Genomic DNA, 22,960 nt, shown 5'->3' with positions numbered 1-22,960 from the left:
CCCACATTCAATCGGGCTGATTGCTTGTCTATCACTATAAAGGAAAAATTCTTCAAAATCTGTTAGTATTTGTCGGTTAAAATAGACAAATTTCTTAATTGGCGATAAGCAGATAATGTTTTTTCTTCATCTTTTTCAACCAAGGCATCGATTAACATTAAATAGCTATCACGTTTATACTCCACTTCCTTTAAACTCAATGAATGGTGATAGTCCTTTAATATTAACCATATTCTCGAAAACAAATAATTGTCTGTCAGTTCAATAAGTTGATAAAAAAATTGATCATCTGATAATTGATCGGATTCAATCAAGCTCTTCAGCTTCAACAGTTGCTTTTCATCAACTCGTTTTAGAACTAACCAAAGAATGTCCATCTCTATTAGGTTCTTTGTTTCAATTACATCTAACTTTGCTTTCTCATCTTGAAGAATAAAGGTTCCAAGCAGCTGTACAAGTTGATTTCCTCGAAAATCCCGGATAAAGGTGCCTTCACCGCGTCTCGTTTCAATTAAACCTAACAGTTCTAATGCTCTTAAAGCTTCCCGAACGGAAGAGCGCCCGACATTCAGGCGCTCTGATAATTCCCGTTCAGATGGGATTTTATCTCCAGATTTCAAATTATCTGCAGATATCATCTCTCTTAGCTGTTTGACAATCTCAAGATATACTTTAGTATTCGTCACTAACTAATCACTCACTTTTACCAATAATAGCGAGCCTCTTTGTTTTTTCTTTAACATCTTCAGGGTCAACCTTTAAACGTGCAACACCTGTTTCCATCGCTGCTTTTGCTACTGCCGCAGCAACGGCCGGGGCAACACGCGGATCAAATGGTGCAGGGATGACATAATCCTCGTTTAGCTCAGATTCATTTATTAAGCTGGCTATTGCTTCAACAGCTGCCACTTTCATTTCCTCGTTTATGTGTGTAGCCCTTACATCGAGTGCACCACGGAAAATACCAGGAAAGGCTAGTACGTTATTTACCTGGTTTGGAAAATCTGATCTGCCCGTTCCTACCACTCGTGCTCCCGCTTCTTTTGCATCATGCGGCATAATTTCTGGAGAAGGGTTTGCCATAGCAAATATGATTGCGTCTTTATTCATGGAAGCAACCATTTCTTTTGTAAGAGCACCTTCAACCGATACGCCAATAAATACATCAGCACCTTTTATGACATCTTCAAGGCTTCCAGTAAGATTATCACGATTTGTGAATTTTGCTACTTCTGCCTTAACGTCATTCATTCCTTGCGGGCGTCCCTCGTAAATGGCACCCTTTGTATCACACATAATAATATCTCGTACTCCATAACTGTGTAATAATTTTATAATAGCAATTCCAGCTGCTCCAGCACCATTCGCAACCACTTTGATCTCAGTAATTTTCTTGTTAATCAGCTTTAGTGCATTCACAAGACCGGCTGCAGTGACAATAGCCGTACCATGTTGATCATCATGGAAAACAGGAATATTCGCTTCTTTTTTCAATCGTTCCTCAATGACAAAGCAATTTGGTGCTGCGATATCTTCGAGATTCACACCGCCAAATGTTGGCTCGAGCAACTTAACAGTTTCAATGATTTTTTCGACATCGGTTGTGTTTAAGCAAATTGGGAAGGCATCGACGCCGGCAAAGCTTTTGAATAAAACTGCTTTACCTTCCATTACTGGAAGTGCAGCTTCCGGTCCAATATTTCCAAGACCTAAGACTGCTGTACCATCTGTCACTACAGCAACCATATTGCCTTTCATCGTGTAATCGTAAACCGTTTCTGGCTTTTCATAAATATCTTTACACGGTTCGGCAACGCCCGGAGAATACGCTAAACTTAAATCCTTGGCATTTCTTACTGGTACTTTTGATTTTGACTCAAGCTTTCCCTTGTTAATTCGATGCATGTGTAGTGCTTCTTCCCGTAATGTCAAGATATGTCACCCCTTAAATTAGTACAAAAAGATATCATTAAATACAATAATCCTAGTCTGATTTTTTAGTGGTCAGACCACACCCATCTTCATTTACCACTATAACACATCTGAAAGAGTTGTAAAGAATTAATCTTTTAAAACGACATTGTCTTCTCCAAGAAACTCACGTAATACTTTCATAAAATAACTGCTGGGGTCAACCATAAATTCACTGCCCAGTCTGATAGTTTTCTTGCTGCTTTCATAATGTAAAACAACGTTAGTTGTTCCTATATTATCCTTAAATAATCGTTTTAATTGAAATAATGATTGCTCGTCTTGCTTTCCATTGCCTATTTTTAGATATAAAATTGATTCCTGCTTAGATTTTGAACTGAGCCATGTTTCCATTTCAACTACCTGTTGGATTATAAATTGAAGCTTACCATCCCGTTCTTCCACTTTTCCTTCTATCACAGCAAATTTCCCATGTTCCAGCAAGTGAGAATACTTTCTGTACACGTCTGGAAAAGCGACAGCTTCCATTTCACCACTTGCATCACTAAGATTCAAGAAGGCCATCGAATCCCCTTTTTTTGTTCTGATTTTCCGTAAAGAGGTAATATAAACACCAACAGCCACACGTTTTTTATCTGCCGATAATTCTAGCAAAACATTTGCTCCAGCATGTTTAAGTCTTTTTTCAAAAATAGAGACTGGGTGATCGGAAAGATAAAAGCCAAGAGCCTCTTTTTCGAAAGAAAGCTTATCCTCTAGCCTAATAGGATCAACTTGGACATATTTCGGTTTAAGCTGAAATTCTTCAAGAAATAATTCTACTTGGCTTGTTTCATCCACTTTAAATAATTGCGCATGTTCAAGCGCCACATCCAAACTTGCAAGCAGGACAGAACGGTCTTCTTTAAATTCATCAAAACTTCCTGAATGGACGAGAACCTCCAAAGTCTTCCGATTGATGGCTTTTGAAGAAACCCTTGTACAAAAATCGAATAAATCCTCAAACTTTTTACTTTTTCTTGCTTGGAATATTTCTCTTAATGCTGCTGCACCTACACTTTTTATTGCAGCAAGGCTGTATCTAATACCATTCTTCTCTACTTGAAAGGAAAACCCGCTGTAATTAATGGAGGGAGGAAGGATTTCAATATCCTTTTGTTTTGTTTCCAATATATATTGGGCGATTTTGGTTTCGTTCCCAATTGAGGATGTTAACAGCCCCGCCATAAAGTAAAGGGGGTAATTAGCCTTTAAATAGGCAAGCTGGTACGTAATCATACTGTATGCCACTGCATGGCTGCGATTAAAGCCATAATTGGCAAATCGTACAATTAAATCATAAATATCATTTGCCAGTGCAATATTATACCCTTTCTTTAGGGCACCTTGGACAAAATGATTTCGTTCCCTGTCCAATACATCCTTTTGTTTCTTACCTACCGCCCTGCGCAGCAAATCCGCTTCACCGAGGGAAAAACCGGCCATTGTAGATGCTATTTGCATGATTTGCTCCTGGTATACGATAACTCCATAAGTATTTTCCAGTATAGGCTGCAAATCCTCATGTGGATAATCAACTACTTGCGTTCCATGTTTTCGGTCAATAAATAGAGGAATATTCTCCATTGGTCCTGGACGATATAAGGCATTAACTGCAACAATATCTTCAAAGCGTGAAGGCTTCAAACGCAATAATACCTTCCTCATTCCTTCAGATTCTAACTGGAATATACCGGTTGTCTCTCCTCTTGCTAACAGTTCAAATGTTTTTTCATCATTTAACGGTATGGTCTTAATGTCTACTTTTTTTCCGGTTTTCTTTTGCATGGAAGATAATATTGATTCAATTAATGATAAGTTTCTTAACCCCAGAAAATCCATTTTTAGTAAGCCTATTTCCTCAAGATGTTCCATTGAATACTGGGTTAAATAAACATGATTATGCCCCTGTTGAATGGGAATTAACTCAACGAGCTGCTTTTCACTAATAACAACACCTGCAGCATGTGTGGAGGTATGACGAGGCAATCCCTCTAGTTTTAATGCTGTTTCATAGAGCTTTCGATTCATCGGACTTTCATCAATAAAAGCTCTAAGAGACTGTGATTCTTTATATGCATCTTTAAGGTTTATTCCCAACCGTGATGGAATACGTCTCGACAGCTGTTCTAATTCTTTTGTATTCAAGCCAAAAGCTCTGCCAACATCTCTAATTGCTGCCTTAGCGGCCATGGTTCCAAACGTTACGATTTGTGCAACATGTAATTCTCCATACTTTTTTGCAACATATTCTATTACTTCGTCGCGGCGATGATCCGGGAAATCGATATCTATATCCGGCATCGATATCCGCTCTGGATTTAAGAAACGTTCGAATAATAACTGATGTGCTAGCGGGTCGACATCGGTAATGTACAAAACATAGGCCACTAATGACCCTGCTGCTGAACCCCTTCCCGGACCAGTCAAAATACCACGTTCACGGGCATATCTCATAAAATCCCAAACAATTAAAAAGTAATTACTAAATTTCATGGAGTTTATGACCGATAATTCATAAGACAATCGTTCATAGTGTTCTTGTGTAGGTGACCCGTAGCGCTCCATTAACCCTTTTTCACACAATATTTCCAAGTAATCTTCTGCAGACTGCTTGTTCTTTGTCGGATATTCAGGTAAATAGGTTTTGTTCAATTCGATATTTACCATGCACCTTTTAGCGATTGTAATACTGCTCTCTAACGCTTCGGGTAATTCAGGAAAGGCTTCTATCATTTCTTTTGCCGTTTTTAAATAATATTGATCACTTTCTAGCGTTTCTCGGTGCTCATCCTGAAGTTTATCTCCATTTTTTATGGCTAACAGGCATTCATGGGCAAACATATCCTCTTGTTCTATGTAATGAACTCTATTTGTTGCCACCAATGGAATACTTAGTTCTTTAGCAATACGCTGGATTCTCTGTGTCAAAATTTTTTCTTCTTCTACTTGATGGTTTTGCACAGCTAGAAAAAATGACTCTACGCCAAAGATACGCTGAAACTTTTCTATGATTGCTATCGCTTCTTCTTGTTGATTGCTTAATAGATTTTGTTCAATCTCTCCTTCTATTCCTGGAGAAATAGCAATAAGTCCTTCTGCATAATGTTTTAACCATTTAAAAGGAATACCTTTTGACGCTTTAGTTTGAACTGCACTAGAAATTTTTAAAAGGTTTTTAAATCCTTTTTCATTTTCAGCTAATAAGACTAATGGAAATGATTCTTCCTTCCTGTGTTCACTTTCTACATCTACGGTTAACCCCATAATTGGTTGTATATTGTTTTTTAGACATAATTTATAAAATTCAATCGTTCCATACATAACATTTCGATCGGTTAATGCAATCGCCTTAAATCCTTTTTCCTTTGCATTTTGAACTAATTCATGAACCGAAACTGTGCTTGTTAACAAGCTGTATGCACTATAAACATGAAGGTGAATAAAAGACATTTTTGTCACCCCTTCCATTAAAAACTCTTACCTACATTATAGAGCTAAACTCTAAAAAAGGAAAATATGTTCTTATTTTCTGGCTATGTAATTTGTCTGTTGATTTGCGCTCCTGGCACTTCGCTTTCCGCGGGCGGTCCGGGGAGCCTCCTCAGCGCTTAAGCGCCTGCGGGGTCTCCCCTGCCCCGTCCTCCCGCAGGAGTCTCCGTGCCTTCCGCACAAATCAACAGAGTGCCACTATCAATTCAACGTTTCACATTTAATTATAAAATTCATAATCAGGGCGGTTTGTCCATATAAATGTATAAAGGTATTGATATTCCGTGAGGGCGGTTGAGGTTATGAAAGAAATTGGTTTTTTTCCTACATTTATTGAGAGCTATTTTATTGCATTGGGCGTTATCCTAGGCGGTTCCTTAATTGGCGGAATCGCAGCCTTTCTAACTGGACAACCACCGCTTACGGCTGTGTACAGGCTGTCCACAGACTTAAGAATTTGGGCAATTGTTGCTGCTATTGGAGGGACATTTGATGCCGTTTACACCTTTGAGAGAGGGATATTCAATGCAGAAACGAGGGACATTTTTAAACAGCTTCTTATTATCCTATCTGCCTTAGGCGGTGCCCAGACAGGTGCCCTGATTATTAATTGGTTAACACAGGAGTATATATCGTGAGAATTCCTCCTTATTATCGCAGACCTGCATGGCAGCGTTTTTTTGCAGGAATGGTCATTGGCGGCGCTATTAGTTGGTGTATTTTCATTTATATTTATGGAGTATGGCAGGAGGAGCACACTGCACTCATTGAAAAGCAAAGTGAAAAAATTGTTGACCTAGAAAGCGAAAAAAAAATCTGGCAGGAAGAATATAAGGAAATAAATAAACGGACCATTGAGCAGTTGACGATTCAAAAAATCAACATCAAAATAATCAATGGGGAAAAATACAAACTGGATATGTTAAGTGTTTCAGAAATCGAAGACTCTGTAAAAGATGACATTAGTATGATGATTGCAAAGGACATTGACACTGTCTATAAAAGCAAAGAATTAATAAAAAAAATCATTCAAAATAAACCTGTTAAACTAAACGACAAAAGATATAAATTGCAGGTGAAGGAAATGGTCATCTTCACCACCCTTTCCATTCAACTGGAAATTAGTTTTGAAGAATAGAAAATCGGTCCAGAAATTGGACCGATTTTTTAGTAGTTGTCACACACTTCGCTAAGTTCTTTTAGGACATGATCCACTTCATCCCATGAATAAATGGAAGCACCTGAGGCAAGTGGATGTCCGCCGCCTTTAAACTTCCTTGCAACCCCATTAATGACTGGACCCTTTGAACGCAGACGCACCCTAATTTGATCTTCCTCTTCAATAAAAAACACCCACGCTTTAATCCCTTTTACATCTCCTAATGTTCCTACAAGTAACGAAGCCTCTGACGGCACTGCATCATATTCTTCTAATAGCTGCTTTGTAAGACGGACTGAAGCTACACCGTTACTTTGCATTTCAAAATTTTGCAGAATATAGCCGTTTAATTTAATGATATTGAGATCACGCTCGTACATTTTGTCAAAGAGTTCTGTACGAGAAAAATTATAATGAATCAGTTCCCCTGCATAGGCAAAGGTTTTGTCCGTCGTACTTGGAAATAGAAATCTTCCAGTGTCTCCGACAATACCACCAAATAAAAGCCTTGCAGCTGCATCATTTAGTTTTAACCCTCTGTCTTTACCGAATAAGTAAAATTCATAAATCATCTCACTGCATGAACTTGCCGTTGTATCCACCCACAATAAATCGCCGTAAGGATCTTCATTTGGATGATGATCTATTTTAATTAGTTTATCACCTAGAGTATATCTTCTGTCACAAATCCGTTCCTGATTTGCGGTATCACAAACAATAACCAAAGCCCCTTTATAAACTTCATCCTCAATGGAATCCAAACGGCGCATAAAATGAAGCGATCTTTCTTCTTTTCCAACTGCAAACACATTTTTGTTTGGATATGAAGCCTTTAGTATTTCCACCAATCCGCATTGTGAACCGTATGCATCGGGATCTGGACGAACATGGCGATGTACGATTATCGTCTCATATTGTTCAATCATTTCTAAAATTTTTTCATTCAATGGAATCACCTCTCTATTGTTTTGAAGCAAGGGTAGTATTTTGTTAAAATAATATGTACAATTAACAAGAGAATTTTCGTCTTGGAGGAAATATAATGTCAATTCTAGTTTTTTTCATCGTCATACTTTTTGCCTTTTATTTATTTTATAAAACAAAATACTTCCGAAGCAGCCGGCCAGTGGAAAAGAAATGGCTAGGTGCCAAATCAAATATAGCCCTTGGTTTATTTGTCTTCTTATTTGGTATTAATCATTTATTCTTTATTTCACAAACGACGGTTACACTGATTGTATCAGTCATCTTTATTGCATATGGCGGTGTGTTTACTTGGGTTGGATACAAAAAGTATAAACACTATCTTCCATTTGCCGCAGAAGAAGCAGAGAGTTACAGTATTAAATAAATGATAGCCGCTTATTTTCAAGCGGCTTTTTTCATTTGCTTAATTTCGATCGATAAGCTGACACATCATCATTGCCTTACCAACTAAAATTCCATCATTAAAGACCTCTACATCGACCTTTCCAAACTTTCGGCCCACTTCAAGGACTCTTGGATAAATTTCTAAAATACTCTCCATCTGAACAGGCTTTAAAAAGTAAATAGTCATATTCTCAACAACCAAATCCCCTTTTTTATAGCTCCGTAAAATCCTGTTCGCAGCATCCGATACAACCGTAGTAAATACACCGTAGGATATAGTACCAAGATGGTTTGTCATTTGCGGGGTAACTTCACAGGTATACACTTCTTCCCCTTTAGCTCTTCCCCTCATTAACACCATTTGGTTGGTGACGATATCATCAAGTGTCTCTCCTACCTGTGGCTGACGCTGATTCATTTGCAATGCTTTTAAAACATCCTGCCTGCTAATAATCCCTTCAAGACGATTCGTATCATCGACAACCGGAAGAACTTCAATTCCTTCCCAAACCATCATATGCGCTGTCGAGGCTACACTTGTTTTACCTGAAACGGTCATCGGTTGTTTTGTCATAATCTTTTCGATGGTTGTATCTGACTCCTGTCCCATGATATCTTTAGCTGTTACCATTCCCTGAATCTTCATGTTCTGATCCACAACTGGATAACGGCTATGGGTGGTTTCTAGATTGAGAGTATGCCACCTTGAAACCTTTTCAGAAGTTTTAAGATAATACGTCTCGGTAAGAGGTGTTAGGATATCCTCAACCAGAATAATTTCTTTTTTAATCAACTGGTCATAGATGGCCCGGTTTATCATGGTTGCTACTGTAAACGTATCATAACTTGTTGATATGATTGGCATTTCTAAACTATCAGCAAGCTTTTTGATATGGTCCTCTGTATCAAAACCACCGGTTATTAAGACAGCTGCACCTGCTTTCAGTGCTAGTTCCTGCGCCTGAGTTCGGTTTCCGACGATTAACAAGTTGTCAGGACCGGTATAGCGCATCATTGCCTCAAGTTTCATTGCACCGATAACAAATTTATTTAGCGTTTTATGCAAGCCAGTCTTTCCGCCTAAAACCTGACCCTCCACAATATTAACGACTTCTGCAAAGGTAAGCTTTTCAATATTCTCTTTTTTCTTCCGTTCAATCCTAATCGTGCCTACACGTTCGATTGTACTTACGTAGCCTTTATTTTCAGCTTCCTTGATTGCTCGATAAGCTGTACCTTCGCTAACAGTCATCGCCTTGGCGATTTGCCGTACTGATATTTTTTCCCCAACAGGAAGTTCATCAATATATTGCAGAATCTGTTCATGTTTTGTAGCCAAGACCTTCACCCATTTCTATAACCCATTAATTAATAATAATAATTGATATATTATTTATACCATTAATTTGAATAATAAACCAACACAAAGGGAGCCTTTTTACAGGCCCCCCTTACAGTACGGCTATTAATAATAAGAACGTGATTTTTTGTTCAATCTGAGCTGCTGTCGTTTTTTCACTGCTCTTTTTGGGCTATACAATATCGCAGTGAGATTTCCTGCAATGACAATTAATGCAAATGCCAGCCAGGTTAGAGCAAATGTCCCTTCGAGTCCTTCTGCAAAAACTGATAATCTTGGTACAGCGAAATAAAGCATAAAACCACATAGCAACAGGCATAGTAAATATCTGTTTTTTTTCAATTGACTTATCTCCCTTCAAACAACTGCTTGTTTCACTTTATGCACAGAAGGGGTAAAAAAGTATTATAATTCGATAAAATCTCCAGGTTCTAGGACTTTTCCATTTTTATTTTCAAGCAATTTAATAAATTGGGTTGGATCCTGCTTAATTGGCGGGAATGTATTGTAATGAATCGGAACAATGGTTTTTGCTGCCAGTAATTTAGCTGCATATGCTGCGTCTTCAGGACCCATTGTGAAATTATCGCCGATTGGCAGGAAAGCTAAATCAATAGGATGTCTTTCACCAATAAGCTTCATATCTGAGAACAAACCTGTATCTCCGGCATGATAAATCGTTTTTCCTTCTGCCATAAAGAGAATTCCTGCGGGCATGCCGCAATAAACAAGTTCTTTATTTTCTGTCTCATAGCTGGAACCATGAAAGGCTTGTGTCAATTTAACTTTTCCAAAATCAAATTGATAGGCTCCGCCGATATGCATTGCATGAGTGTTTACCCCCTGCCAGCCTAAGAATGTAGAAAGCTCGGCATTCGCTATTACAAGCGCATTGTTTCTTTTGGCTAACTCGACTGTATCTCCAACATGGTCTCCATGACCATGAGTTAAAATAATTACATCTGGATTTACATCCCGCAATTTTAAGTCCGTTAATTGGTTTCCAGTAATAAAAGGATCAATGATAATATTTTTGCCATTGACCTGAATTTGAACAACTGAATGCCCATGATAAGATACTTTCATTTTCCCATCTCCTCCATTTGTGTAATACTATGTACTTCCATAAAAATTTCTAAATTCCTTCCTCATTTATATCCATAAATAGATTGATTTAGCACAACCTATATGCAGATTGTTTACACACAGGAGTAAAATTGATACGCTCAAATAGAAATGTTTAGTTTAGGAGGAAAAGAAATGAACCAACGTTTACAAAAACTTCAAGCTTGGATGAAGGAAAATGGTATTGAAGTCAGCTTCATCACCTCTTCTGAAAATGTATTTTATTTAAGTGGATTTTTCTCAAATCCACATGAACGTTTACTTGCATTAGCAGTATTCCAAGAGGAAGAGCCTTTCCTTGTTTGTCCGGGAATGGAGGTTCATGATGTCAAAACATCTGGCTGGAACCAAGAAATCATCGGCTATAGTGATATCGAAAATCCATGGAAATTAGTACATACCTCAATCAATAAAAGAATCAGCCATGTACGAAATGTCGCCATCGAAAAAGAACATATGAATGTAGAACGCTATGAGCAGTTGACAGCATTATTTCCGGGTGCTGCTTTTGTTTCCGCTGAGGAAAAAATGAGAAAACTGCGGATGATAAAGGATGCCAAGGAGTTAAAAATTATTGAAGAAGCGTGTGCATTAGCTGATTATGCAATCGAAGTTGGCTGCAGTGAAATTAAAGAGGGGCGAACTGAATTAGAAGTTTTAAATGCAGTTGAATATGCGCTTAAGCAAAAGGGCGTAACCGAAATGTCATTTTCTACAATGGTCTTAACAGGTGCAAATGCTGCGTCCCCACACGGCAACCCAGGAAGCACAAAAATCAAAAAGGGCGATTTAGTCCTATTCGATTTAGGCGTAGTGGTAGACCGCTATTGTTCTGATATTACAAGAACCGTTGCATATGGTGATATTAATGATAAACAAAAAGAAATATATGATACCGTCTTAAAAGGACAATTAGCTGCTGTAGAGGCAAGTAAACCAGGTGTAACAGCAGCTGAGGTAGACTTAACGGCCCGAAGAATCATTGCAGATGCAGGCTTTGGTGAATACTTCCCGCACCGTCTAGGCCATGGTTTAGGAATCAGTGTCCATGAGTATCCTTCGATGACAGAAACAAACCCATTGGTGATAGAGGAAGGAATGGTTTATACAATTGAACCAGGCATTTATGTACCTGGTGTAGCAGGTGTACGTATTGAAGATGATGTATTCATTACTGCGGATGGAGCTAAAGTATTAACCAAATTCCCTAAGGAATTACAAATCATAAGGTAGTTAATTTGTTTTTTTTACCATTGCACAATTGAATAAATTGCAGTATTATACTAATACAAGCTGCGTTGCTCGTAGTGATAATAAAGTTTTAACCTTTAAGCTGTAAAAGGGAGTTTTACTATCGGAGCTAAAATGACAAGCCTCTGTCTAAACGACATGGAGGACATGCAGGAAGGCTTCTGCGAACACCCACTTTGAGGAGTGGTGGTTTAAAACTTTCTTATATGAGGTACGGCAAATGCGGCTATATAATTTTGAATTTAAACTGCCAGCTTCGACTTGAAGCTGGCTTTCTTTTTTCTGCTTAAGAGAAAAGGAAGAGAATCAATCTCTTCCAATTGTTTTTTACATCTGCCCAAGTAATGTTTTAGTATCAGAGTAATGCAGACCATGTGCATCTGCGACTGCTTCATAGGTTACAAACCCACCTAATGTATTAATCCCCTTCAGTAATGCATCATTCTCAAGACATGCCTGCCTAAACCCTTTATTGGCAATTTGGATCGCATAAGGTACTGTCACGTTTGTTAAAGCGATGGTTGATGTTCTTGGTACCGCTCCAGGCATATTCGCCACAGCATAATGAACAACACCATGTTTAATATAAGTTGGATTGTCGTGAGTAGTAATCCGGTCAGTAGTTTCAAAAATGCCGCCTTGGTCGATGGCAATATCAACGACGACACTTCCTGGATTCATAGATTGAATCATTTCTTCTGTTACGAGTTTCGGAGCTTTTGCACCCGGAATTAACACGGCACCGATTACAACATCAGAAACTCTTACAGCTTCAGCTATATTATAAGGGTTGGATATCAGAGTTGTAACATCAGATCCAAAAATATCATCTAACTGACGAAGGCGCTCTGGATTTAAGTCAATGATCGTAACCTTTGCACCAAGTCCAATTGCCATTTTCGCAGCATTTGTTCCTGCTACACCGCCACCGATAATTGTAACGCTCCCTCTTTGTACACCAGGTACCCCAGAAAGTAGTATGCCTTTTCCACCATGAACTTTTTCTAAGAATTGAGCTCCAATTTGTGCAGCCATTCTTCCAGCCACTTCACTCATTGGCGTTAATAATGGTAATGATTTATTTGGCAGTTGCACAGTTTCATAAGCAATACCAACTACTTTATTATCTATCAAAGCCTTTGTTAATTCAGGCTCCGGAGCTAAGTGTAAGTATGTAAATAGAATTAATCCTTCACGGAAAAATTGATACTCACTTGGAAGTGGCTCTTTAACCTTCATGACCATTTCCATTGACCACGCTTCAGAGGCTGTTTCTACGATTTTTGCACCGGCAGACGTGTAATCTTCATCCGTAAAACCAGAACCTTGTCCTGCTCCTTTTTCAATATAAACTTCGTGTCCATATTTCAATAGGTTAAAAACCCCGGCTGGTGTCATTGCAACACGGTTTTCATTATTTTTTATTTCTTTAGGTATGCCGATTTGCATTTATTTACCTCCAATAAATACATTCTTTGAAAACACTTTCATTTTACCAAAAAAGTGTAGAAATCCCAAACCTTTTATAAATTTCATTTTTTTAGTAAACATTATTAAGAGCTCTGCGATAGCAAAGCTCTTGCAATAGTTATATTTAATACCAAGGGTAAAACGGATACCCGTAATATGGGTAAGGGTAAGGGTAAGGGTAACCATATCCATATCCAAACCCAGGGCTTAATGCTGCCCCTAGTGCTAATCCCCCTAAGAATGGTAAGCCAAATCCAAATCCGAATGGTCTCCCGAATCCAAATCCAAACGGTCTGCCAAACCCAAATCCAAATGGTCTGCCGAATCCAAATGGTCTACCAAATCCAAATCCTGGTCTGCCAAATCCAAACCCTGGTCTTCCAAATCCAAACCCATGACCAAATCCATGGTGACCAAACCTTTGATCGCTTGGATCAATTGATTCCATATAGTTAGTAATTTCTTGCATTTTTATTCCTCCTCATTTGTATTCCTTACACACTAAAGAATATGCAGGTTTAAAATGAGATTCTTGGGTAATTGTCCCGATAAAAGAAATTTTATAGACATTTACATAGGAAAACTCGCCTGTTGGCGAGCCCTATAATTATAAATACCTATTCACTTGTGCTCTGTGTCGCAGCTTCGTTAGACACTTCAAAATCCTGACCAATAAAGCCACTATTGTAGGAATCCATTATTTGTTCACTTACCTCGTTGGCTCCATGTTCATTAAATTCAAATGTAAAGGACTTCCTAGGATCTTGTTTTGGCATTATTTCAATCTCTCCTTCGATGGATTTTATCTCGATTATTTTTCGAAAAATTGAAACATCTTACTCCTAGAAAATAATGTATAATTTAGGTAAGGAGGGATCACTATGGGAGAAAGATATGGCCATATTTTAGTTGCAATGGATGGTTCAAAAGAATCAGAGTGGGCACTAGAAAAATCGATCGAAATTGCTAAAAGAAACAACTCAAAACTATTACTAGCACATGTAATCGACACAAGGTCATTCCTTTTAATTGATTCATATGATCCAGATATTGCCGAACGCGCAAACAAGCTTGCCATCGATATGCTGGAAAAATATCAAAACCAAGCCATACACGAAGGAGTTATACAAGTTCACTATGAAATCGAGTATGGCTCTCCAAAAGTGAAAATCCCCAAGGAAATCGCTAAAAAACATGATATTGATTTAATTATATGCGGTGCTACTGGTATGAATGCAGTTGAAAGGTTTTTGATTGGCAGTGTTTCAGAACACATTACTCGTTACGCACCATGTGATGTCCTCATTGTCCGTACACATAAATAAATACGTGAATGCTTTCTAGATGTAGTGTAAAATAAAAGCAATAACTCGTCTTGGAGGCTATCACATGAACGAACATTTTTCCTTTGATCAACGTCTTGGTATTTCTATTCCCAATCTAGCATTGGAATGGGCTCAATATAGTGATGAAACCCAGCAGGCTATCTTGTTCAAATGGGAACAAATAAGAGGCAGCATTCCGGATCGAATTGCTGACCTTGAAAAAATGATAAATCAAAAACAAACACAACTTTCCAATGAAAGTAACTTTAAAACCTCATGTGAATTAAACAGCGAAATTGCCGAACTTGCGTCTATCATCAATGATTTGTGGCTTTGGTATAGAGCAAACCAAACTGTATCTGATAAAATGCATCAATAAAGAGAGCTCCCTATCTACCGGGAGCTCTCCTTTATTTTTAAAGATCCTTTTTAATTTCCCTAACTACATGGCCTATTTCAGGCAGGATTAGCTTATTCATCGCTAATTTTACTGCCCCAGTAGAGCCTGGGGTGGAAAAGATCCCTTTATTCTTTACAACGCCTGCAATTGCTCGAGAAAGTATAGCTGCAGAGCCAATATCTTCTTGATAGCTCAACATCCTGAATAATTCACCAAATCCAACTATTTCTTTATCTAGGATGCTTTGAACACTTTCAATGGTGACATCGCGCTTTGCTATTCCTGTCCCTCCGTTTGTTAGAATAACATCAATATCTTCGCGCTCACATCCTTGTAAGATAGCCTCTTTAATAGGAGTTGCTTCATCTTTGACAATACAATAGTCCACAATGGCATGCCCAGCTTGTTCTAGTAATTCTATCATCAACCTGCCGCTTTTATCCGTATCCTTATTTCTCGTATCACTCACGGTAATTACTTTACAATTTACAGTCTTTGGAGCTCCCTGCTTATGTTCTGTTGTACTCATTAGATTTCCTCTTTCTGATTAAGATAACGCAATTGGTAATAGTTATGGGCAAATTCCGTAACTTTTCTTGTTAACTGATAATTCGTCCCTGCACCAATGGCCATACTAACAAGAGGGATACCTTGAATGAGTCTTTTGCGGAACACCGTAATGACCATAGCTTTCAATAATTGTTGGATAGGCTGTTCCAGCCAAGTTACATCTGTAATTTCTTCATTTCCTTCATAAAAATAATGATCAGTGCTGGTTTTCATTTCGTTCCTTAACACCGACCATCCCTCTTTTTGTAGACGTGGAGGCAGTGAAGCGGTATGAAACACCTTTAAAGAACTCATCATCTCGTAAGGCGTATTTACCTCAAAACCATATGTCATGGCAATTAATTGTACTGCTCTTAAATTAATAACCGCCATCGCTGGTATGTCTGTACCCAAAAGGAGCGGCCCGCCTGTCCCCGCCAGGCCCCCCTGTGCAAAGGAGTATAATCGATGCCTTGCAATTTGCTGCATGGCTATGTATTGTAATTGATCAATATCTAATTTTTTTAAATCCTCAATTTGATGCAAATCCTTATTAAAAACACGACCTGAAGATAGGATCCTTTCCTTTGCGTCCATCTGTAATTGAGAGCCCTGAATTATCCCGTGCAAATGGAACAACCAGCTATCAATAACTGAAAAAAATTGACTTTGAACTTTTTCAGGCAACAAAGAGAAAGAACGCTCTAAATATTTTTCATACGTAAGCTGCAGGTCATTTGCCTCGTAGTTTAATAATTGCTTTTCCCACTCCCTAATTGCATTCAATACCTCTGTTTCCCTGTCAGTTAATGGCATAGGCAATCCTCCTACCTTCCTTTTCTCCCTCCAGTATATCACAAAGAAATATACATAAAAAATGTGAAAAGGCAAACTGTCTCTAGGACAGCCTGCCTTTTATTAAGGATTATTGTGCTAAACGAACAACGTCGCGGGCAATCATTACTTCTTCATTTGTAGGAATAACGATTACTTTAACAGGTGAATGAGGATAGTTAATAAATCTTATTAAATCAACGTTCCCACAACTTTTTTCATATTATTTTCATCAATTTTAGCATTTAGGTATTGGTTTGTCCATGAAATTTGATTAGGTAATGATTTGTAAAAAAGACAAAAAAAAGAGTCACCTTTTCAGCCATCTGCTTAGTCTTTTACATTTCATTTTTCCATTCGTTCTAATACTGCTTTTTTTAACAAACTCTTGTGCTTTTCAAGTATCTTTGCTCGTTCCTTTTCATCACTTATACAAAACAATTCGACTTCCATTCCGTAAAATAGTGCTTGCAATTGACTGCTGTGAAACCTATATCCTATCGAATCAATGAATTTTTCATATCTTGTTTGAAAACTATCTATAAAAATTTTTGCAATTTTTTCACCCAATTTATCTTTTGCTTCTTTTAAAGTGGTGCCTTTTTTAGCAGGGATAGTTGAGGAAACAGTTGACAATATTTTCCCATAACACCTTTTAGTTTCCACCCATGCTTCCTTTTCATCATCGTAATATTCCGCTATCTTATCATTTTCTCTTTTTAAACCTAATTTATATGCTTTAGCAACAATTAGGTAATCTATTCGATCTGGAAGCATATTTAGTAAATCTTCCCACTTTGCTGAACTAAAATTATTCTTTAGAATTACAAGTTCTTCCGTACTCCACTTATCAGCCATAAATTTACCACCCTTCAATTGTCATTATTTTAATTGTCAAATTTAAGGTGGTTTATACCACAATCTATAAAAATAATTTAATATTAAATAAGTTAATAATATGGAAAGAATTTGCTATAATTTATCTAAACTTGTATAAAAATTCCTAAAACGAGGTCATTATATGCAGAAAAAATTACAGGTATTTATTTCTTCAACATTCACCGATTTACATGAAGAACGACAAGCAGCTGTCCAAGCTGTACTCAATGCAGGTCATATACCTGCTGGTATGGAATTATTCAAGGCGGGAGATAAGTCTCAAAAAGAAACGATAAAAAGATGGATTGAAGAATCTGATGTTTATATGCTAATTCTTGGAGGAAGATATGGAAGTATAGAAGAGGATAGTGGTAAAAGTTATACTCATTGGGAATATGACTATGCAGGTGAATTAGGAAAGCCAAGGTTTGCTATTGTAATTAAGGATTCTGCTTTAGATGAAAAAGTTAAAGTACATGGACAAGGTGTTTTGGAAAGAGAAAATTATGTTAAGTATACTGAATTTAAAAAAGAAGTTTTAGGAAAAGTATCCAAATTTTACTTCGATATAAAGGATATTAAATTGACAGTGTTGGAATCTTTAAAAGAATTTGAAAGAGATAGCACTTTATCAGGATGGATTTCAGGTAAGAGTATTGTAAATCAGCATGAGTTACTTGAATCAAATTTTAGATTATTAGAGGAAAACCAAAGATTATCTAAAGAAATTGAAAAATTTAGAACTGTAACTTTAAAAGAGAATGAAATAAACGGATATTCATTTGATGAAGTAAAAAATTATTTAGAGTCCAATGAAATCGAATTAACGGAAAACGCATTTGGAAAAGAAGTTGCAGGGACAAACGCAACATATCTAGAGCTATTTATTATTTTTAAAGATTCATTCGCTATCGGTATAGAAAATAGCTACGGAATGGATACTGAAGATAATTTTCTTTTTTTTAGATTCGCTCCTAAATTAATATCCCTTGATCTGTTAGAGAAAGTAAAAGTCGCAGGAAAGCCATATCAGCGAATTCAAACTTCTAAGTATGGTTATAAGTTTTTAGCTATTTATGAAATGGAAAAAATCAAAAACAATTTAAATACACCATCAAAATAATAAGATGGTGTTTTTATTTATGTTAAACCCATAATCAATCTTTATTCAATTAAAACTTATTACAGAACTAATAATGAAGAAAGAGTAACGTTTTCAGCCGTTCTTAAAAGGAGCGATCTTCATTTATTGATCATAACTATAACCTCTAGTATGCTTAGTTTTCTTCATATATCCCGACCTTACAATTTTGTGAAGTTCATCCTTTCCTAGGCTGCTAATCACATCTACTACTTTATCATGACTAACATTTAACTTTTCACACACTTTCGGAATACTGTTTTTTATGGCATATTCTTTAACAATCTCCTGTTCAATGGTTGTGGGTTGATACGATTCAACTAATTTAACGTAAGCTTGAAGCATATTTATTTCTTTTTTAGCTCTTTCTAATGTCATTAATTTATGACCCATAAAACACCTCCCAAATATGTTACAGAATAAGCATAATCTATATCGGAAACGCTTAAATGTTAAAATTATGTAAAATGCGTGACAAATAAAAAAAGGGAGAAGTTAAATCCCCCTACACTACAGTTGCTACTTTATTTGTACAGTGATTGCATAAGCCCTTCTTCTTTTTCTTCCCATGAATTTCGGAGTATACACCGCATTTTTTACAAGCAACTAACTTTCTACCATTAAGTTTGATTCTAATTTCCATTCTTGTAGCCTCCTAGATGTAGTTGTATATAAACCCTTATCCTAGACTGCATTTCCAACCTGTTTTAATACATTAAGGATAAGAGGAGATACCTGAATTAAGACATACCCAAGACCAGCATTTTGAATCATAGTCCATCCCTTGTCAGCCCTATCAAACATGAATTGAAAGCATGAGCCTACAATAATTACACTAGCAATTGGAAATGATAAAGCTACCAAAATATCACAAATTGGATCAAGGACGTGTGCTAACATTTCAAGACTCTGAGCACTCATCCATTCCTTTGCCGTTGCTTCTACTGCAGTAGGGGCAACTGATACTGGAACAGCATTTGTAGTAGCTGCTAAAGTAGTCATTGCAAAACCTAATGTTCCCACTGCGCCCATAGTTGCTAAAGGTAGTATGGCTGCACTTGCTATCTTTGTAGTTTTACGAATAATTCTTTGTTTTTTCTCCTTCTCTTTCTCCTTATATTCACCATTCATAAATTCACCAAATTTAATTGATTTTGCTTTTCTCATATCAATCACTCCTTATTTGATGTCATTAATTGTGTAAACTCCATAAGGCAATCCTTTTAATAATTCAACTAATTTCTTTTTCCTTAGTTCAGTAGTTGTAACCCATATTAAAGGTGGAACATGACCTAATTTATTTTCCATACCTTTGTTATTGTAAAGCCCCCTATACTTTTCAATTTTATTTCTGTTCTCTTTCATGGTCTGCTGGTAATCAACTTCTAAAATGTGGTATTTTCCATTGGCTCTAAACCAAGCATCACAAACAATGCTAATTTCACCGTCACTTAATTTCATTTCATTTTTCCATTCAGAAGGGAATCCAGCATAAATGTAAAATTGATTTCTCATGATTACATGGTTAACAAAGTTAGTTTTTTTCCTGACTTTTTCGGATGTTACATACTCTCGACCTTGTTTGTTAAGGTAATAAATAGTGGAATAATCTTCACGATATTTTTCAAGATAGGTGGATAGTTGGCTGAGGATTCTATTAGTATTGCGAATTGTGCCTAGTCGATGGATTTTATTTAATTGATCTCTGTCAAGATAATCTAGTTTCTTCAAGCTTAAAAGAATCTGTTCTTGCCTTTTGTTTAGGGGTTTCAATTGATACAACCTCCTTTTTTTCAACAATATAAGGAGTTATAGTTTCTTTGATATCCTTTTCTGTGATTAATGGAGTTTGAACAATAACACGCTCATCTGCCATTTGATATATTGCTCGACCTTTAATTCTTGGTAATGATTCTGCACCCTCTGTATCAAGAACCACTCTTGAAGCTACCCCCGACTGTACTCGGAAACAAAGTTTAGCATCACTATTTTGCTTGCATTGACGAGGTATAATATCACCAGTTCCGTACTGGGTTGCTAGTATTAACCGAAAACCTAAGCCTGCTCCAAGTCGTGAAATCTGACTCATATACTTTTGACATTCTTTTCTCAAGGCTTTTTCCTCTTTGGATACCGCTTCATCAGGGTTTAACTCTCCAACTTCATCAATAATAATAAAATTTCTTTCTTTAATATTTGTGTCTTCAATTTTCTTTTTACCTAATATTCTAATACTTTGTTGCATTTTTCTCATGTGTTGATAAGCCTTTTCAAGTGTTTCAAGTGCTTTCTCTGGTTCGTAGGCAATAGATACGGTTTGCCTAATATTTTCATAGTCACAAAGTTCCACTCCACCTTTTAGATCAATTAAATGGAATTTAACATTATCAGGCTGCTGTCTTAATAAAGAATTGATAATACAATTAATCAAGTTAGATTTACCGTATCTAGTAGCACCACCAAAGCAAATATGAGGAATCCTTTCGAAGTCGTGAAAAACTAATCTATTTCTATCCCTAGTCGCTCCGAATACCACCTTCCAACCCTTTCCTTCTTGGAATTTAACCTCAGTTGGCAATGATTCATTATAGACTCTAATCTTTAATAATCCATCATATAACATCTCTATTTCTTTGTTTTCAGTGAGTTTCTTGGTGTATAGACCTTTTATATTAGCAATGATATTTCGGTCTAATTTCAATGATTTGAGGTCTTTAAATTGAAGTTTAATTGAACGTGTATTAATCCCTGCTTCAATAGCTTTTTGCTTTGCTAAATAATCCTCAAAACTCCGTCCCAAGGGCAAACGATACCTATATTCAGTCCCCCAATCATAATTTTTCTTTTTTAATTGTTGAGCAGTTAACGTCTGATTACCGTCTTTTACATTCAATCCACTTAATGCAAAAATCTTGTTGATTTTTTTTGAATCGTTTCCTGTTCCATGTTTAGAAAGATAAGCCTTCAAAGAAATTGCTCCAAAAATTGTTGTAGTGACAACATCAAAAATCATTTGAATTTTATCCCCCTTTCAACGCCACCTCTTTAGTAATTACATAGTAATTAGTTGCTCCAATCTGGAAGAGTTAAAAACAGTGTCGAAATATTGATATTATTCAATCTGGAATATTCCTTGGCAGTATGTTGAGGTGGAAATTCATTTGGTATATTACAAGGTATTAGAGCTAGATTGTCCAATATTCCACTTTTTTGCATTAGGTTTAAAAACGGGATTTTTAGACAAGACTGATAGCAAAACTTGTCTAGGAGTGAGATTCAATGTTTGGATTATTTGGGTTAGGAAAAACGAGGAGTAAATTTGGGAAATGGGTAGATAAGAAGGGATTGACTCAACAGGAAATTGCTGAGGAATCAAAGGTAGGACGGACAACAGTATCAAATATGTGTAGTGACCCAGATTATAGTCCAAGAATAGAAACATGGGTAAAAATTCAAAAAGCATTAAAGAATATGGGTTATAATGTGAATAGGGATGATTTTTTTAATTTTTAAGGGGATATAAAATGACCGCAGTTGTTGAAATACATTACCAAGTTACAAGCCGAGCATACCAAAAAGGATCATTTGAACTTAGAGGCAGAACAAAGGAACAAATAGCGTTTGAATTTTGGAAGCAAATACAGAAGAATATGTCTTATCATGCTGAGTTAGAAAAGGTAATTTGTGATAACGAGGATATTACAGAGAAGGTCATTAAACAAGTGGAAGAAGAAAGAAAAAGAAAACATGAATTGTCTGATTATTTACCTTTTTAAACCCCTCTCTAAGAGAAGGGTTATTTTTGTGTATTTTTTGAAACTTTTCCAATTTTTTGTCGTAGTAGTGATATAATCCTATTGGATTAGAAATAAGGGGGAAAATTCATGGGTACGTTTTTAGCAGTGGCTGGTTTTTTTGGTTTTATGTTTTTTATTATTACAGCTATTGTAAGCACATTTAGAAAGACAGGCAAGGGTAAGAAGAGAATGCTTTATGCTACACTTTGTTTCGTAGTAATGATTATTGGTGGGGCTATAAGTCCAGATGTAGAACCATCCAGTGCTACTTATAAAACTGAAATAAAAAAAGACGATTCTAAGAAGAATGAAGTAACTACAAAACAAAAAACAGAAGACTCAACAAAAAAGAAAGATGAAGAAGTTCAGAAAAAAGAAGAAACTGTAAAAACCACACCAGAAACGATTGAGGATAAAGCACCTGAAAATAAGCCGTTAGAGGAAGTTAAAAAAGAAATTGATACTTCGGTTTTTGTATATGCTAAGTCTGTTGAGGTAACGGACGCTATTGATATTAATCAGCATGTTACTGTTTTTGTGGAAATGAGTAAAGACTTAAAGTCTGGTCTTGCTACACAACATGTCATTAATCAATCTTATGATTTTTTACAACAGCCGGATTTAGATGGGGCTAAAACAGTGACTATTGCTGTTAAACAGGGAGAAATAAAGATTGCACAGATAACAATAAATAAAGATGCTTTTGTTCCAGACGATGACCAGCCTATGTCTGAAGTTGTTATTAAGGCTTCCAAAATCGACTCAATGACGGATGAAGTTAAAGAATTCGGTGCAACAATGGGTAGTTGGTAGAAAAATAGGATAAGCCCAACTCA

At 36.6% G+C, this 22,960-nt stretch carries 28 protein-coding genes, 1 other RNA gene and 1 pseudogene; 11 read left to right on the top strand and 19 right to left on the bottom strand.

Going from position 1 to position 22,960, the window contains the following annotated elements; all coding sequences use genetic code 11:
* Positions 1–62: 62 nt before the first annotated feature.
* From ACN6MT_RS11570 to dnaE, 3 genes are all read right to left on the bottom strand, one after another.
* Positions 63–638: a FadR/GntR family transcriptional regulator gene (locus tag ACN6MT_RS11570; RefSeq protein ID WP_419956424.1), complete on the bottom strand. Its 576-nt coding sequence runs from the start codon at positions 636–638 to the stop codon at positions 63–65.
* A gap of 55 nt (positions 639–693) precedes the next feature.
* Positions 694–1,932, bottom strand: coding sequence for an NAD(P)-dependent malic enzyme (locus ACN6MT_RS11565; RefSeq protein ID WP_034676829.1), 1,239 nt, complete (start codon positions 1,930–1,932; stop codon positions 694–696).
* Positions 1,933–2,061: 129 nt separating this feature from the next.
* Entirely contained in the window at positions 2,062–5,424 is a 3,363-nt protein-coding gene (gene dnaE, locus ACN6MT_RS11560) for a DNA polymerase III subunit alpha (protein WP_419955973.1), read from the bottom strand.
* 341 nt (positions 5,425–5,765) lie between these two features.
* Here dnaE and ACN6MT_RS11555 point away from each other — a divergent pair, with 341 nt between their 5' ends.
* The gene (locus ACN6MT_RS11555; RefSeq protein WP_283861781.1) at positions 5,766–6,101 is read left to right on the top strand and encodes a YtrH family sporulation protein; all 336 of its coding nucleotides are present in this window, start codon (positions 5,766–5,768) and stop codon (positions 6,099–6,101) included.
* On the top strand, positions 6,098–6,601 hold the full coding sequence (ytrI, locus tag ACN6MT_RS11550) for a sporulation membrane protein YtrI (RefSeq protein ID WP_419955972.1): 504 nt from the start codon (positions 6,098–6,100) through the stop codon (positions 6,599–6,601). The genes ACN6MT_RS11555 and ytrI overlap by 4 nt, the downstream gene beginning before the upstream one ends.
* A 29-nt stretch (positions 6,602–6,630) precedes the next feature.
* Here the strand turns inward: ytrI and ACN6MT_RS11545 are convergent, their stop codons facing one another.
* Complete coding sequence (locus tag ACN6MT_RS11545) at positions 6,631–7,569, bottom strand: DHH family phosphoesterase (RefSeq protein ID WP_419955971.1); 939 nt, start codon at positions 7,567–7,569, stop codon at positions 6,631–6,633.
* Positions 7,570–7,664: 95 nt separating this feature from the next.
* Between ACN6MT_RS11545 and ACN6MT_RS11540 the strand changes: the two genes are divergently transcribed.
* Positions 7,665–7,973: a YtpI family protein gene (locus ACN6MT_RS11540; protein ID WP_419955970.1), complete on the top strand. Its 309-nt coding sequence runs from the start codon at positions 7,665–7,667 to the stop codon at positions 7,971–7,973.
* A 39-nt stretch (positions 7,974–8,012) separates the two neighbouring features.
* Here the strand turns inward: ACN6MT_RS11540 and ACN6MT_RS11535 are convergent, their stop codons facing one another.
* The 3 genes from ACN6MT_RS11535 to ACN6MT_RS11525 form a co-directional block, all read right to left on the bottom strand.
* Positions 8,013–9,332 (bottom strand): CBS domain-containing protein, encoded by a 1,320-nt coding sequence (locus tag ACN6MT_RS11535; RefSeq protein ID WP_034676818.1) that lies wholly within the window; start codon positions 9,330–9,332, stop codon positions 8,013–8,015.
* A gap of 126 nt (positions 9,333–9,458) precedes the next feature.
* Complete coding sequence (locus ACN6MT_RS11530; RefSeq protein ID WP_419955969.1) at positions 9,459–9,695, bottom strand: hypothetical protein; 237 nt, start codon at positions 9,693–9,695, stop codon at positions 9,459–9,461.
* 63 nt (positions 9,696–9,758) lie between these two features.
* A complete protein-coding gene (locus ACN6MT_RS11525; protein ID WP_034676814.1) occupies positions 9,759–10,439 on the bottom strand; it encodes a metal-dependent hydrolase in 681 nt (226 codons plus the stop codon).
* A 174-nt stretch (positions 10,440–10,613) separates the two neighbouring features.
* On the opposite strand from ACN6MT_RS11525, the gene ACN6MT_RS11520 reads away from it, so the two are divergent.
* Both ACN6MT_RS11520 and ssrS read left to right on the top strand, forming a co-directional pair.
* A complete protein-coding gene (locus tag ACN6MT_RS11520; RefSeq protein WP_419955968.1) occupies positions 10,614–11,711 on the top strand; it encodes a M24 family metallopeptidase in 1,098 nt (365 codons plus the stop codon).
* Between the two features lie 54 nt (positions 11,712–11,765).
* Positions 11,766–11,961: non-coding RNA, 6S RNA (ssrS, locus tag ACN6MT_RS11515), on the top strand.
* 95 nt (positions 11,962–12,056) lie between these two features.
* Here the strand turns inward: ssrS and ald are convergent.
* The 3 genes from ald to ACN6MT_RS11500 form a co-directional block, all read right to left on the bottom strand.
* The gene (ald, locus tag ACN6MT_RS11510) at positions 12,057–13,178 is read right to left on the bottom strand and encodes an alanine dehydrogenase (protein ID WP_419955967.1); all 1,122 of its coding nucleotides are present in this window, start codon (positions 13,176–13,178) and stop codon (positions 12,057–12,059) included.
* Positions 13,179–13,323: 145 nt separating this feature from the next.
* Positions 13,324–13,668: a hypothetical protein gene (locus ACN6MT_RS11505; protein WP_419955966.1), complete on the bottom strand. Its 345-nt coding sequence runs from the start codon at positions 13,666–13,668 to the stop codon at positions 13,324–13,326.
* A gap of 148 nt (positions 13,669–13,816) precedes the next feature.
* The gene (locus ACN6MT_RS11500) at positions 13,817–13,975 is read right to left on the bottom strand and encodes a hypothetical protein (protein ID WP_419955965.1); all 159 of its coding nucleotides are present in this window, start codon (positions 13,973–13,975) and stop codon (positions 13,817–13,819) included.
* Between the two features lie 105 nt (positions 13,976–14,080).
* On the opposite strand from ACN6MT_RS11500, the gene ACN6MT_RS11495 reads away from it, so the two are divergent.
* Complete coding sequence (locus ACN6MT_RS11495) at positions 14,081–14,524, top strand: universal stress protein (RefSeq protein WP_419955964.1); 444 nt, start codon at positions 14,081–14,083, stop codon at positions 14,522–14,524.
* Between the two features lie 64 nt (positions 14,525–14,588).
* Entirely contained in the window at positions 14,589–14,903 is a 315-nt protein-coding gene (locus ACN6MT_RS11490; protein WP_034676807.1) for a hypothetical protein, read from the top strand.
* 37 nt (positions 14,904–14,940) lie between these two features.
* On the opposite strand, the gene ACN6MT_RS11485 is transcribed toward ACN6MT_RS11490, so the two are convergent.
* The 4 genes and pseudogenes from ACN6MT_RS11485 to ACN6MT_RS11470 form a co-directional block, all read right to left on the bottom strand.
* Complete coding sequence (locus tag ACN6MT_RS11485) at positions 14,941–15,453, bottom strand: MogA/MoaB family molybdenum cofactor biosynthesis protein (protein WP_419955963.1); 513 nt, start codon at positions 15,451–15,453, stop codon at positions 14,941–14,943.
* Positions 15,453–16,289: an EcsC family protein gene (locus tag ACN6MT_RS11480; RefSeq protein ID WP_419955962.1), complete on the bottom strand. Its 837-nt coding sequence runs from the start codon at positions 16,287–16,289 to the stop codon at positions 15,453–15,455. The genes ACN6MT_RS11485 and ACN6MT_RS11480 overlap by 1 nt, the downstream gene beginning before the upstream one ends.
* A 109-nt stretch (positions 16,290–16,398) precedes the next feature.
* A pseudogene (locus ACN6MT_RS11475) lies at positions 16,399–16,494 on the bottom strand (hypothetical protein); the annotation flags it as partial.
* 158 nt (positions 16,495–16,652) lie between these two features.
* On the bottom strand, positions 16,653–17,165 hold the full coding sequence (locus ACN6MT_RS11470) for a hypothetical protein (protein WP_419955961.1): 513 nt from the start codon (positions 17,163–17,165) through the stop codon (positions 16,653–16,655).
* A gap of 163 nt (positions 17,166–17,328) precedes the next feature.
* Here ACN6MT_RS11470 and ACN6MT_RS11465 point away from each other — a divergent pair, with 163 nt between their 5' ends.
* A complete protein-coding gene (locus ACN6MT_RS11465) occupies positions 17,329–18,309 on the top strand; it encodes a DUF4062 domain-containing protein (RefSeq protein ID WP_419955960.1) in 981 nt (326 codons plus the stop codon).
* A gap of 123 nt (positions 18,310–18,432) precedes the next feature.
* Here the strand turns inward: ACN6MT_RS11465 and ACN6MT_RS11460 are convergent, their stop codons facing one another.
* From ACN6MT_RS11460 to ACN6MT_RS11440, 5 genes are all read right to left on the bottom strand, one after another.
* Positions 18,433–18,720, bottom strand: coding sequence for a hypothetical protein (locus ACN6MT_RS11460; protein WP_419955959.1), 288 nt, complete (start codon positions 18,718–18,720; stop codon positions 18,433–18,435).
* A 112-nt stretch (positions 18,721–18,832) separates the two neighbouring features.
* Positions 18,833–18,970, bottom strand: a complete 138-nt coding sequence (locus tag ACN6MT_RS11455; protein ID WP_419955958.1) for a hypothetical protein — start codon at positions 18,968–18,970, stop codon at positions 18,833–18,835.
* A 41-nt stretch (positions 18,971–19,011) separates the two neighbouring features.
* Positions 19,012–19,494: a hypothetical protein gene (locus ACN6MT_RS11450; RefSeq protein ID WP_419955957.1), complete on the bottom strand. Its 483-nt coding sequence runs from the start codon at positions 19,492–19,494 to the stop codon at positions 19,012–19,014.
* A gap of 12 nt (positions 19,495–19,506) precedes the next feature.
* Complete coding sequence (locus ACN6MT_RS11445; RefSeq protein WP_419955956.1) at positions 19,507–20,100, bottom strand: replication-relaxation family protein; 594 nt, start codon at positions 20,098–20,100, stop codon at positions 19,507–19,509.
* The gene (locus ACN6MT_RS11440) at positions 20,036–21,340 is read right to left on the bottom strand and encodes an FtsK/SpoIIIE domain-containing protein (protein WP_419955955.1); all 1,305 of its coding nucleotides are present in this window, start codon (positions 21,338–21,340) and stop codon (positions 20,036–20,038) included. Before ACN6MT_RS11440 ends, ACN6MT_RS11445 begins: the two co-directional genes overlap by 65 nt.
* 266 nt (positions 21,341–21,606) lie before the next feature.
* On the opposite strand from ACN6MT_RS11440, the gene ACN6MT_RS11435 reads away from it, so the two are divergent.
* The 3 genes from ACN6MT_RS11435 (at position 21,607) to ACN6MT_RS11425 (ending at position 22,937) form a co-directional block, all read left to right on the top strand.
* The gene (locus tag ACN6MT_RS11435) at positions 21,607–21,840 is read left to right on the top strand and encodes a helix-turn-helix transcriptional regulator (RefSeq protein ID WP_419955954.1); all 234 of its coding nucleotides are present in this window, start codon (positions 21,607–21,609) and stop codon (positions 21,838–21,840) included.
* An 11-nt stretch (positions 21,841–21,851) separates the two neighbouring features.
* Positions 21,852–22,103 carry a hypothetical protein gene (locus ACN6MT_RS11430; RefSeq protein ID WP_419955953.1) on the top strand — a complete coding sequence of 84 codons (252 nt, stop codon included), beginning with the start codon at positions 21,852–21,854 and terminating at the stop codon, positions 22,101–22,103.
* A gap of 108 nt (positions 22,104–22,211) precedes the next feature.
* Complete coding sequence (locus ACN6MT_RS11425; RefSeq protein ID WP_419955952.1) at positions 22,212–22,937, top strand: hypothetical protein; 726 nt, start codon at positions 22,212–22,214, stop codon at positions 22,935–22,937.
* The last annotated feature ends 23 nt before the right edge of the window (positions 22,938–22,960 follow it).

It is taken from the genome of Neobacillus niacini (assembly GCF_048572935.1).
In the GTDB taxonomy this organism is placed as follows: Bacteria; Bacillota; Bacilli; order Bacillales; family Cytobacillaceae; genus Neobacillus; species Neobacillus niacini.
Note: the sequence above shows the minus strand (reverse complement) of the source record. Positions and strands in the feature narration are given on the sequence as shown.